Annotated in this window: 10 protein-coding genes; 6 read left to right on the top strand and 4 right to left on the bottom strand. The window is 29.5% G+C overall.

Going from position 1 to position 12,622, the window contains the following annotated elements; genetic code table 11:
- Positions 1-269: 269 nt before the first annotated feature.
- The 5 genes from ligD (at position 270) to I5435_RS12260 (ending at position 7,615) form a co-directional block, all read left to right on the top strand.
- The gene (gene ligD / locus I5435_RS12280) at positions 270-1,475 is read left to right on the top strand and encodes a DNA ligase D (RefSeq protein WP_337982338.1); all 1,206 of its coding nucleotides are present in this window, start codon (positions 270-272) and stop codon (positions 1,473-1,475) included.
- A gap of 488 nt (positions 1,476-1,963) precedes the next feature.
- The gene (locus I5435_RS12275; protein WP_337982337.1) at positions 1,964-3,610 is read left to right on the top strand and encodes an SIR2 family protein; all 1,647 of its coding nucleotides are present in this window, start codon (positions 1,964-1,966) and stop codon (positions 3,608-3,610) included.
- A 445-nt stretch (positions 3,611-4,055) separates the two neighbouring features.
- Positions 4,056-5,876 (top strand): ATP-dependent nuclease, encoded by a 1,821-nt coding sequence (locus I5435_RS12270; RefSeq protein WP_337982336.1) that lies wholly within the window; start codon positions 4,056-4,058, stop codon positions 5,874-5,876.
- Between the two features lie 273 nt (positions 5,877-6,149).
- Complete coding sequence (locus I5435_RS12265; RefSeq protein WP_337982335.1) at positions 6,150-7,196, top strand: RelA/SpoT domain-containing protein; 1,047 nt, start codon at positions 6,150-6,152, stop codon at positions 7,194-7,196.
- The gene (locus I5435_RS12260) at positions 7,193-7,615 is read left to right on the top strand and encodes a hypothetical protein (protein WP_337982334.1); all 423 of its coding nucleotides are present in this window, start codon (positions 7,193-7,195) and stop codon (positions 7,613-7,615) included. Before I5435_RS12265 ends, I5435_RS12260 begins: the two co-directional genes overlap by 4 nt.
- A gap of 267 nt (positions 7,616-7,882) precedes the next feature.
- Here I5435_RS12260 and I5435_RS12255 read toward each other — a convergent pair whose 3' ends face one another.
- A complete protein-coding gene (locus tag I5435_RS12255; protein ID WP_337982333.1) occupies positions 7,883-8,878 on the bottom strand; it encodes a DGQHR domain-containing protein in 996 nt (331 codons plus the stop codon).
- Between the two features lie 132 nt (positions 8,879-9,010).
- Between I5435_RS12255 and I5435_RS12250 the strand changes: the two genes are divergently transcribed.
- Positions 9,011-9,361: a helix-turn-helix domain-containing protein gene (locus tag I5435_RS12250; RefSeq protein ID WP_337982332.1), complete on the top strand. Its 351-nt coding sequence runs from the start codon at positions 9,011-9,013 to the stop codon at positions 9,359-9,361.
- Between the two features lie 378 nt (positions 9,362-9,739).
- Here the strand turns inward: I5435_RS12250 and I5435_RS12245 are convergent, their stop codons facing one another.
- The 3 genes from I5435_RS12245 to I5435_RS12235 form a co-directional block, all read right to left on the bottom strand.
- Positions 9,740-10,855: an HNH endonuclease gene (locus I5435_RS12245; protein ID WP_337982331.1), complete on the bottom strand. Its 1,116-nt coding sequence runs from the start codon at positions 10,853-10,855 to the stop codon at positions 9,740-9,742.
- Positions 10,856-11,226: 371 nt separating this feature from the next.
- Positions 11,227-12,168: an ATP-dependent DNA ligase gene (locus tag I5435_RS12240; RefSeq protein WP_337982330.1), complete on the bottom strand. Its 942-nt coding sequence runs from the start codon at positions 12,166-12,168 to the stop codon at positions 11,227-11,229.
- A gap of 55 nt (positions 12,169-12,223) precedes the next feature.
- Complete coding sequence (locus tag I5435_RS12235) at positions 12,224-12,619, bottom strand: DUF6262 family protein (RefSeq protein ID WP_337982329.1); 396 nt, start codon at positions 12,617-12,619, stop codon at positions 12,224-12,226.
- Between the last annotated feature and the right edge of the window lie 3 nt (positions 12,620-12,622).

Below are 12,622 nucleotides of genomic sequence, written 5' to 3'. Positions count from 1 at the left end.
CGTTTTTCTTACTATGTAATAATTTGATGTGTTTTATGTATGCTAAATAAAAATAGTGTCAACAGTACAAAATAAGAAAGTAGGTGTACAAGATTAAACCAATGTTACTAGTAGAAGTAAATGAGCCTCCAAAAGGAGATGATTGGCTTTACGATATATTATCAAGAGTATTTTTAAACAAATGTTGTTTTATAAGTATTTTAACTTTGTTTATATATAAACTATGACAAGATGTCCTTTTGCAATAACTAAAAAGAGGAGTGGGTAAAATGCCTTACGTGGCTTTTTTTACAATAATCGGGTACCACTTTAAAAGTTTAGAATATGAGGTTGCAGTTGTTCAGAACAATATTTTAAAAACGGTTGGTACATTTAGAGAGGGTCTAAATACAAAAGAAAATAAAGCTTTACTCGAAACTCTTTTGCTAAATAGAAAAACTGATGATAAAAGCTATTTAAAAGTATCTCCTGGGATTTGTGTGGAGCTGGAGTATTCTGATTTTAAAAACGAGAAAGTTAATAATTTGAGATTTTTGAACTTCTCTTTAGATAAATCATGGAAGGATTGTACTTGGCAACAATTGTTGGATAATAACATGAATATCCAAACAGAAATAACTCACCCAGATAAGAGGTTGTTCATTGATAAATTAACCACCAAAAAAGACTATATTAATTATTTACAGGAAATTGCACCTTATATGTTACCATTTTTAAAGAATCGTTTATTAACTGTCATTCGCTACCCACATGGCTTATTTGGTGAGTCTTTTTATCAAAAAGAATGTCCTGATTACGCTCCATCGTATATAGAAACTTATAAAGAAGGTAGTATTAATCACATATTATGTAATAGTGAAGATGCTCTAATTTGGCTTGGTAATCAACTTGCTTTTGAATTTCATGTGCCATTTGAAACTATAGATTCTAAAAAGAATCCAACCGAAATAGTTTTCGATTTAGATCCTCCCTCAAAAGATTATTTCAAACAATCTATTCATGCAGCGAAAATGCTAAAAGATATATTTGACAACTTAAAATTAACTTCATTCGTTAAAACTTCTGGAAATAAAGGTATGCAGGTATATATTCCATTAACTGAAACTGTATTTTCCTATAAAGATGTTCGTTTATTTACAGAGTTTATTGCTAAGTATTTAATTTCTCTTGAGCCAGATCTCTTTACAATTGAAAGGCTAAAAAAAAATCGTTCAAATCGGTTGTACATTGATTACGTACAACATGGTAGAGGAAAAACCATAATTGCACCATTTTCTATTAGAGGGAATAATGGTGGCACCGTAGCATGTCCTTTGTTTTGGGAAGAAGTAAATGACAATTTAAGTCCTGACATTTTTACTATGAAAGAGGTTTTATCTAAAATTAAAATTAGAGGTAATCCGTTTGAAGAATTCTTAATCACCAACAATACCCAATCGTTTAAACGTGTTCTGGATTTCATTGGTAAAAAATAGAGAATGTAAAATAATAGGTTAACCATACTTAAGGAAAGATCTGCAATTATCTTCCAATAACAACTATCGCTTGTAAAGGATTGTTCATCTACAATATTGCTAATTTTTTTGAATAAATTTTAATACAAGTCACCTCTTTTGTTTTTCTTATAGATGTGATTTTTTATTGGATATTTATGTAGAAATCGATGTTAAGGTTGTGAAGAAATGTACTTAAAATAAGGGTGATGTATAACTATATACGGATAATCCTTTCCTAACAATGTAAATTGATGGTACAATTTATCTAGGGAAACATTGATATATAAATAGGAATAATAGAGCGTGTAGAGTGTATTCAATACAATTTGAAATTCCTTTCTATTTAATGTCAACTATTGTAAGTGTTTATGTAGAATAAATAATAGAAAAGAGATAAGAGAAGATTTTTAAAAGGATAATAATAACAATAATAGTGTTATTATTAAAAAAAGATTGTAGAAACGAGGGTGTCAAGATTGAACATTGAAGATGAGTTATTAGCTCATTTAAAAAAATTTACCACTGCTCCATTCCTGTTTATCGGTTCTGGGTTCTCAAGAAGATATTTGAATACGGAAGATTGGGAAGGGTTAATTCGCAAATTTTGTGATGTTGTACCAAGAGGATTTCCTTATTATAGATCTACATCAAATAGTAAATGGGATGTAGCAGCACAGATGATTGCAGAGGATTTTCATGAGATATGGTGGAACGATGATGGTTATTCTAAAAGTAGAGACGAATACCAGGAACTCGCGACTAATAGAAATAGCCCTTTAAAAATAGAAATGGCTAAATACCTAAAGGGGATAAAATATGTTCCTGGAATAAATGTTAAATACGATGACGAGTTAGAAGTACTAAAAGAAGTTGTAATTGACGGGATTATTACAACTAACTGGGATATCTTAATAGAAGATATTTTTGAAAAAGAAAAAATGAAAACTTACATTGGTCAGAAAGAGTTGCTATTTTCCAACAACTTTGAAGTGAATGAAATTTATAAAATACATGGTTGTAGTACAGATCCGGATTCTCTTGTGTTAACTGAAGATGATTATAAAGAATTTAATAACAAAAATGCTTATTTGGCTGCTAAATTGTTAACAATTTTTATTGAGCATCCTGTAATATTCATTGGATATTCTCTTTCCGATGAAAATATTATTAAAATATTGGAGTCTATTACAGCGTGTCTAGATGGGACTAATATATCTAAACTTAAAGACCGTTTAATTTTTGTTACTCGGGCAAATGGAGATTATGACAGTTTTCAAGAATCAACCATAACAGTTAATGGAATGACAATACCAATTACAAGAATTAAAACTGATGATTTTATAAATGTATATAAACCATTAGGAAAAATAAAGCGCAAATTTAGTACTAGAAAATTAAGACAAATGAAATCGGAAATGTTCGAATTAATAAAACACAATGATCCTAAAGGAAAAATTCAAGTTGTGGAGTATGATGAAAATAATGCTACTTATGATGATGTTGAGTTTGTTGTAGGATTTGGTATAGATCATTTCGCAAGACAAGTTCATGGATTTATTGATAAAGATGATTTTACTAAACCTAGCAAATTGCGCCATTCATCAACAGGTTACAAAACTTATTCAAGAAAAGATCTGTTAAAAGAGATAATTGCTGATACAGATATGGTTACATATGATTATGATGAACTTTTAAAAGACACACTTCCAGAAAAATTAAAAACTGATCGTTCTTTACCTGTTAATAGATTTATTAAATTTTCATCATTGGGCGAAAATGACAGCCTCGATCATAAAATTGAAAAGAAAAGAGATTTAAAATACAACGACTTTTTAACCGAAGCTCAGAAAAAAGAAATGGGTGACTTTGCTTTCAACTGGCAATTTACTAGTGTAGGAGAAGTTATGGAGGGTTTTAATAATTTGGAAGAAAAGTTCTACTATATTTCAATTCTAGGGCCAGACAAAATTAATATTGAGGAGCTAAGAAAAGTCTTAATCGAGCATATAGATTTGGTCGATGATAAAAAGACATTAGGAACAAACTTAAGACGTTTATTTAGAATTTATGATTATTTAGCATTCGGCAATTCTGCTATTAAAGTGAAAAATTAAACTGATATGTAGTTTTTTTCTCATATAGTTATTACTTTTTCTTCTTAAGCTTACAGGTGCGGATAAATTGAACAGAGAACCATTTTAATTGTGTTCTCTGTTCATACTTCTGATAAAAGTTCACTCTTTTCGCATATTAACTTTCAATGTATCTTTTAAGCCAAACATCGCATTAAATGTTGAATAAACCTCGCCTCTTTATCATATTTACCTCTAGCAATTGTTGACGACCTTTTAATCCAATTATAACTACCCTCCTTCAGAAAAATATTTCACCATTCTGGATCCTGTCGAGAACTTAGAAGAATCTCAGTTAAATAATCAAAATTCGATATATGATCTAAGAACATTTTTGAAAGAGATAAACTCTAGGTTTTATTATTTGAATTTATGGTAAAATAGTAGTAATGATGGTAAGAAAAGTATGTAGGAGATAGATAAATATATGTATATAGAAAAAATTAATATTAATAATTATAAAAGTTTCGCTAATTTAGAAATTCTGTGTGATAAATCTTTTAATATAATTATTGGAGAAAACAATATAGGTAAATCTAGTATTTTCGAAGCCTTGTTATTATGGAAACAATGCTATGACTGTTCTACATTATCAAAGCAAACAGGATTTTATAAACCTAATAGTAAACGTTATTTAAGATACGAGGATCTGGAATTCTTACGTTTTACATCAGATAAAGATCTCTACAATATTTTTGATGAAACAAATCGTACAATAACCATTTCTCTTCAAATCAATTATTGTGGAAAAAAATATAATTTAGGTTTTAATATTGAATGTCCTCGTAATCCAAGTAATACTTATTTTAGAATTCAATACACTTGCTATGATGATTTTGAACAATTTGCAAACGATTATAACGGGAGAATCTCGGAAGCAATTTTCATCTATAAGACTCAACCAATTTCTTCTGTTCCATCTAAAGAGCCTTATATGAATAGAGGGCAAGTTTTAAAGAAAATTTCAAAAGGAAAAAGCTATGAGGTACTCCGAAATAAAATAACTAAAACAACACAATTAACAGATAATATAGCTACAAATTTAACTACCGTTTTTGAACAATCAATTAGTTTTAAAACTACCACATCACGTACAAATGATGAATATATACATTTAGAAGTTGAGCTCGAAGGAAATCCTAAGGAATTGCATCTACAAGGTAGTGGCTTTTTACAAATCGCCGAAATTTTCTCTTCAATCGAATATTTTGAGTCTGCGCTTAATATTGTTTTACTGGATGAACCAGATTCTCATATCCATACAAAACTATTACATAATCTAGTGGAATCATTAAATTCCGAAAGCGAAAACAACCAAATTTTCATTATTTCTCATAATGAAAAATTTATTGATTATTCGGATTCGAATGGAGCTCTTTATTTTTTAAATCAAAAAGTAAAAAATGAAACTTTTATTTTAGAGCCTATAGATCCTTCACTTAAATATTATATAAAAAAAGAACTTGGTAATATTTTGTCGACTTTAGAAGAATTTAATTCAGTGGATAGAGTTATTTTTGTTGAAGGGAAAAATGATATTAAGTTTTGGGAAAAAATGGTTAATGTTTTCTGTGAAATAGAAGAAGAAAGACAGTCGAATTTATATTTTATTTTTATTGATGGTAAAGATGATATCGAAAATAAAGTTCGTCATTTCTTAAAGATGTCGAATCAGTTTATTGATATAAAAAAAATAGCCATTATTTTCGATAAAGACTTTTCTACTCGGGAAATTAATAAGAGAACAATAACCTCATTAAAAAAATATCTAAACCAATATGAAAAATCCATTATGTCATATCCCGGATATTGTTTAGAATCAACTTATTTTACAGATTTGAATTTACTTAGCGATATAATAGCTGAGATTATTCACATCCCTTCTAAAGATATTAAACTATTTATAGAAGAATATTTAAAAATACTAGGTGATTCACTAAAAAATGTAACATCTGAGCCTTATCGCTTACTTAAAAGTTCTTTTAGGGACCAAAAAACAAATCGTATAGAACTAAGTAAAATTGAATTTGATGATATTGTTCGCGATATTATTCAATCAGATATTATCTATGCTTTAAATAAATCCCAAATTAATTATCTTCTAGATGAATTAAAAGGAAAGTTTTGTTCTGATACGGATACCATTCTCCATATGGGGATTATAGAAAAAACTTATTTTAATCGTATAAAAGAGATATCCGATTTTTATCAATGTCATATAGATGTTGTTCATAATCTCCTTAACTGAAGCTAATAGGTGTATGACATTCTTTATGGAGCTGTCGTAATTTAATGTCTTTATTTGCATGTTTGTCCGGAATTGGAATATTCTTATTTTAATGATGATAAAGTTCATAATTTAAGTTTTAATAACAATTAGATATCTTAACAGTAACCTCTTTAAGTATTACAAGAGGTTATTTTTTATTGGATATTTATGCTAAAATTGATTTAACTGTGTAGGTGCAGTATTTCAGTAATAAATTTGTATTGTTCAGTATTTTTTGGAGGGAGTAACTAAATGGAAATTTCTAAAGAGCTTTTTTTAGAAAAATATAATTTTGAATCTGATGTTCTTGAAAAAAACAACATTAGTTGGGGGAATTTAGAAGAGATTTACTCAGACTTTGTTAATACTAAAGAAAAATTGGAAGTATATGCTGATTTAATAGCTGGATTACTTAGGAAACAAGAAAAGGTACATACCGTTCGGACAAGAATTAAAGATCCAGAGCATTTAATAGCAAAACTTATAAGAAAAACTCCAGAAAGAAGAGAAAAATTTACCGAGGATTTTCAGTTTACGACAAGTAATTATAAAGAAGAGATAACAGATTTAATAGGTGTACGAGTAATTCATATATTCAAGGAAGATTGGTTAAGTATCCATGATTTTGTTTCGGATAATTGGCAAGTGAAAGAATCTCAAGCAAATGTTAGAGATGGAGATAATCAAGAAATATATACAGCATTAGGAATTCAAATTAATTCTAGAAAAACTGGTTATAGATCAGTTCATTATTTGATTGAATTTATGCCAACAAATGAGAAAATAACTGCAGAAATACAAGTTAGGACAATCTTTGAAGAAGGTTATGGTGAAGTTGATCATCAACTTAGATATCCAGATAATAATGTACCAGAAGTATTATCATTAAATTTATTAATGTTAAATAGATTAGCTGGTGGCGCAGATGAAATGGCTTCTGCCGTAAAGACTATTAAAGAAGAATGGTCAAAGATGCAACTATCTTTAGATGAAAAAGATGTTGAGTTAGATAACTTAAAAGCAAAAATTGAGAAGTTAGATATTAAAAAGGAACAAAGAGATTCCTTAGTTGAGGATATAAATAAAGTAAAGATAAATAAAATTTTATCTAGTATTAATAATTTAGAAAAGTCTTTAATGGAGCCTACAGGTTCATCTCTACAAGGTCAATATAAAAATACAATAAGTTCAGCAATAGGTAAAAGGGCGTTACATGAACCACTTAAAAATACAGCGGGATCAGCAGTGAGTAAGGCACTACAAGATCCTTCCTTTAAAAAGGAGAAAATTAATCAATGAATAAATTAGAGGGGCAAATATTGGATGCATTTGTACTGATAAAAAATGATATAGATGATTTTCTAAAATCAACAACAAGATGTGTTAAATATAGTTTTTCTAATGGGGATTATCTCAAGTATGCCCCCAAGAAAAGAGGTCTGTATTTTGTGTGGGAAGGCTCTGAACTTGTGTATATAGGTGAATCCGGAGCCATTGATTTGAGGATGAATGATATCAAATCTGGAAAACATCCATTAGCTAAATTGCTTGTTAAAAACTTGTTTAGTGCTAGAGTCGATTATAAAGTGGCATTTTTTCCTCTGGGATTGGGAAGATTAGAAATGGAAGAAATACTTACTTCATCAGCAGAAGTAAACCGTTCTGGTCGCCCTCAGCCGAAATATAATAAAAAACTTGGAAATAGGAGATACAAATAATTCTTATTAAACGGGGGATTTTATTTGAGAAATTGCCTTATTTAAATATGAAATAAAGACAAAAAACAGAGTTATTTCTACGCATTTAGTAGAACACTCTGTTTTTTATTTACTAGTAAATAGCTTAGGACTCAAAGGCTTTTTTCGTTATATCAATAAAAGCATTATCGAGTGCTGTATTTTCAAGAGAGCAACAATCTATACGAAAACAGCCTTTAGTAAAGATGTAAGCCTCCAATAAGTTGGAGGCTTTTAAGTATTAATACGTTAACTTTCTAGGCAATTGATTATATCTTCTGCTAACATTTTAGAACCTGCAGCACCTTTAATGTATTTTAAATTCCCAGTAGATAACCAATCAATCTCTTTCAAGTTACTTAAAAGCTTCGTTAATTTAACAGAATCCGGTTGTTGGGATTTCATTGAATAATTTTCATTAATTATTTTATTTCCTACAATCGCCAATGCGTTTAAACATGTTATATGTGTCATTCTATACAACTGATTATCGCCCCACTGTTCAGGAAACAACTCTTTAATTAAAGTGAAGTAAAATAAAGCTATATTTAGTTTTCGTTCTTTAGAGAGATTTGCTAAAGCAGATTTTTGAGTTAATAATTTTATGATGTTGTACAGATTTTGTAATGTTACGTTTTTTTCTTTAGTTCTTCTTCCGATTAAGGTTCCTGTACTAAAGAAAGGACTCTCTGGTTTAAGAATTAAGTTTGTAGCAATCCAACTATTGTCATCATTATCCCTATTTAAATAGCGACTTAGTGATGTACCAATACCCTTAGCTTTTGAATTAATTACATCAAATAATTTGATTTCTTCATCCTCATCTAAATAATGGAAAGCTAAGAAGGGAACATTAAGTGTGCTATCTGTTTCATTAATATATTCACTTATTCCGCCTAATCTATGCTGCCCATCCATTAATGTAGCTTTTTTTTTGCATATTAATCTCCCAAAATTCCTTCTTTGGCCTTCATATGCATGAAATTCCCAATGTCCGGAAGCGTTTAATAAAATAGGCGTGTAAAGAGCGTCTTCACCTTGTGATAAATAACTTGCAAAATCTTTGCATCTTTTTTTATCAATCGGGCGTTGATAACCTTTACCAGATGGATCATTGTAAAGTTTGGAATACGAAAAATTGACTGCAATTTGAGATGAAACAAAACCCTGATAAGTAACGCGACCACGCATCTTTGACTGTAATACATTTTCTATTGCTATATTTGAAGGTAAGTTATTGCTCATAATAAAAACTCCTTAAGAAATTTTAATACTCAAATATTATAGTACTTATAAGTTCATAATTCAATCAAATTTATACTATATGTATCTGTAAGATAGTTCTAACCTCACATAGTCTAAAAGTGAGGTGATTTTGTGGATAGTTTAGTCAAATTAGTTGGAAGCAAAATAAAAGAAATACGGAAATTGAAAAAACTCACTCAGGAAGATTTAGCTGAGAAATGTGGTTTGCAAACTTCGTATCTGGCGGGAGTTGAACGAGGAGACAGGAATATAACTATACAAACCTTGGAAAAGATTATTGAAGGATTGGAAGAAACACCTAGTAGTATCTTTAAATTTGATACTTTAAATATTAATAATAAGTATTTTGAAAAGAAAGAATTGATTATGATCTTACAAAATTTAACAGAAGGAAGAAATGAAGCTGAAGTTCGTCTAATATTAAATCTTGCTACTGAAATATTTAGAACGTATGAAAAGTAAAACGATAATATTTGGGAGTATTGTTTGCTTTACCAAGAGAATTTTTTGAACGTACAGATCTAAACATGTAATTCATAATTATATTTCCAGCAGTTCAAAATATTAAATGATTTAAAGAAGTTTGTTCTGATGAAAAATGGCTATTTTAAACCGAATCAACCATTAACACGCCAACACTTTTCCGAATTTTTAGCACTAACAATTTCTAAAAAAGGCGCAATGGAAATCAATGTTTCCTAATGTGCCTTTTTTCAACTTTGAACCATCCGAATCATAAGAGATTTCTATAATACTATGGGGACATTGTTTTAAAAGAAATAAAGATATTTAAATGAGTATCAGATTCAACAAACATGCCATTAAATTGAGTAACACTTTTTATTTATTAGCTAATTTTTTTTCATTTATCCAAGTTTCGTACTGTGCTTCTGTATTATCTTTTGTTCCAAAGTATGTGTGAAAATCTACATGGCAGTCTTCGCAAAGAGTAACTCCGTTATCTTTATCTACTCGTTTTTCCTCGCACCAATGGTATCCATCTTTATGATGAGCAACTAAATTGCCTCCACGGCTTCCACAACATTGGCACGTATAGTCATCGCGCTTAAATACCTCTCTTCGGAAAACAGTGTACTCATGATATTTTCTTTTCCGAACACGTTCATCCATTTCTTTATCAGGGTTCCATTGTCCATTATTTTCTCCAGTTCTACTTTTTACACCGCATGTAAAACAACCTGTACCACCTTTAAAGTGACAATATTTTACCGTTCCAATATGACCTTCTGGACAGATGTACACTAAATTTTGGCTAGAGTTGATATACGTATCCGATAATAGAGTATAACCTCTTTCCCAGAATTTGTTTTGAATATACTCGTAAGAATGGCGATCCCGATTTCCAATTTTTATCCCTCTGCAATCTCTACAATCTGCTTCTTGATAATAAAAACTGCTAAATGTAATTTTTTGTTCATGTCCATTTGGACAGATAAACTCCAATTCTTCTTCGCAATTTTTATATGATTCTGATAAAAGGACGTAGTTTCTATTAGAAAACTCGTGCTTTACAAAAGCATAAGAAAATCTTGTTTGTTGTGCACGTTTCTCAATAGCACAAGTCTTGCATCGTATTCCATTTTTAAATTTGTTCCAGGTTGTAACGCTACTGTGTCCTTCATCACATATAAAATCTAAATTACTCTTAGCATTCGTCACCTCTGATATTAGTGTGTAATTTTCCGATTCAAAGCATGCCTCATAATAGGATTGAAGATGTTGTTTGCAGTTGTTGTATCCGAGTTTTTTATACTGTTCATAGTATGCTTTGTATGACATTTCTTTTATTCGTCCACATGTATCACATAAAACATTCACTTTATTCTTTGATTGGTTTGTTAAATCTTCTGCTTTAATGGAAAATTCATCTCCAATTTTTGTGAATGAATAACCCTTTTTTACATAGTAATCTTTATGTTTGCTATTCCATTTCATTTTGATCATTTGACTTGGGACTAGGCTCATGTTTTCTCCTTTTCACTTTTTTAAGGTTACAATTATACTAACATAAGTAATAAACTTGTTAAGCTTGCTTTAGTAAAAATAACTGGTGCCATTTTTAAGCCTTTTCACATTTTTCATACTCAGCAATCTGGCGCGTTTGTTGAATAAGACTTAAATTGATAAACGACTTTATCGTTTTATTTTAGTATAGTGAAATTATCTTAATCAAAAGTTAAAAAACTATATCCTAACCCCGACCTAAAATTAAATCGGGGGTTACTCTTGTTTGAGCTTTTAAAATTAAATACTTTATTGTCTTCACGCATACTGGCTATTCAACTTTTATATCATTTTAAATGTATTTACATCTGATTAAATCTGCATTTTTCTGGATTTATTGATACAAATGCTTCGATAGTAGGGTGCCTTAATTTTTTACCATTGATCCATTCTAAAAAGTGAACTTTCACTGTTAAAAGAGGTTCTAACCAAACATTATCTTTAACATCAAAATTTTCAAAAGGTGATTTTTTACTTATTATTGAACTTATATTTTTCGTAAAATGTAACCAATCTTCTTTCGTTAAACTTCCAGAGCCCACGCTACCTATATAGATTAACTGGTTTTGGTCATTATATAACCCTAAGTGTAATGATTTAACTAATGAATTTTTTAAGGTTACTCCTCCAATTACAGCAATAATATCTTGATTTTTCTTTTTCTTTAACCATCGTTTATCCTTGCCATTAATGATATAGGTGCTATTTAAATCTTTGAAAACAGCACCTTCAAGTTCATTTTCAATGCAAGCATTAAAAAGTGCTTTTGTATCTGTAAAATTCTCTACAACATTTACATGTGAATTAGGAATAATCATCTCTCTTAAAAGTTTTTGACGTTCAGATAGGGGTAAGTTTGTAACCCATTTATCATCAATTGAAAGAATATCAAACACCATATAAGCAATTGGGGTATTTTCAAGTACTTCTTTGTTTCTCTCTACATTTCTAACTCTGTCTCGTTTCATTAACTCGTAAAATGATGGAACACCGTTTTTTAATGCAATTACTTCGCCATCAATAATAAATTTCTTAGTTTTTGAATATACTTCCGGGATAAGTAATTCTGGATATTGCTTTGAACGTTCATTCAAGTTACGATTATAAATTTGAATTTTGTTATCTGTCGAGTAAACAAGAATCCTAGTTCCATCCCATTTAACTTGGCCAATCCAGTTGTCTTCTGTAGGAATTTCTATTGTAGTCATCGGCTCAAAAGGTTTGATAGGTTTTAATGTTGTCATTGTATTTTCCCTTTTTATATATATCATTAACAACTATTAAGAATTTAATGTTCTTTTATAAAGAATTTTTTCTTTCAAGTGTAATAATTTGTCCATATAAAACTTCGATTTGTTTTTTTAAATCCTGTATTTCTGTTGCTTGTAGTTTAATTCTGTTCTTTAGTGTTAAGATTATTGCGGTTTTGGATTCTTCATTTATAGTTTTCTTCTTATCATTAACCTTTACTTGTTGTTTTCTTAGTAATTCTATTTTTTTTCTTACTTCTTTTGTCTTGTAGAGCCATGCAGTAGAAATATTACCTTGCTTTGAAACAGTATTGAAATTAATCGGGCGATCTTCATCAATTAAGTCTTGAATTGCTTTTGAAAACCTAATCATACACTCAGTTTTCTTTTTCTGAGCATGGTTTTTTAAACCTTTCGTATTTTTGACCCTTGGGTTATTTGACATTTA

It is taken from the genome of Lysinibacillus sp. C5.1 (genome assembly GCF_016350185.1).
Lineage (GTDB): Bacteria > Bacillota > Bacilli > Bacillales_A > Planococcaceae > Lysinibacillus > Lysinibacillus sphaericus.
Note: the sequence above shows the minus strand (reverse complement) of the source record. Positions and strands in the feature narration are given on the sequence as shown.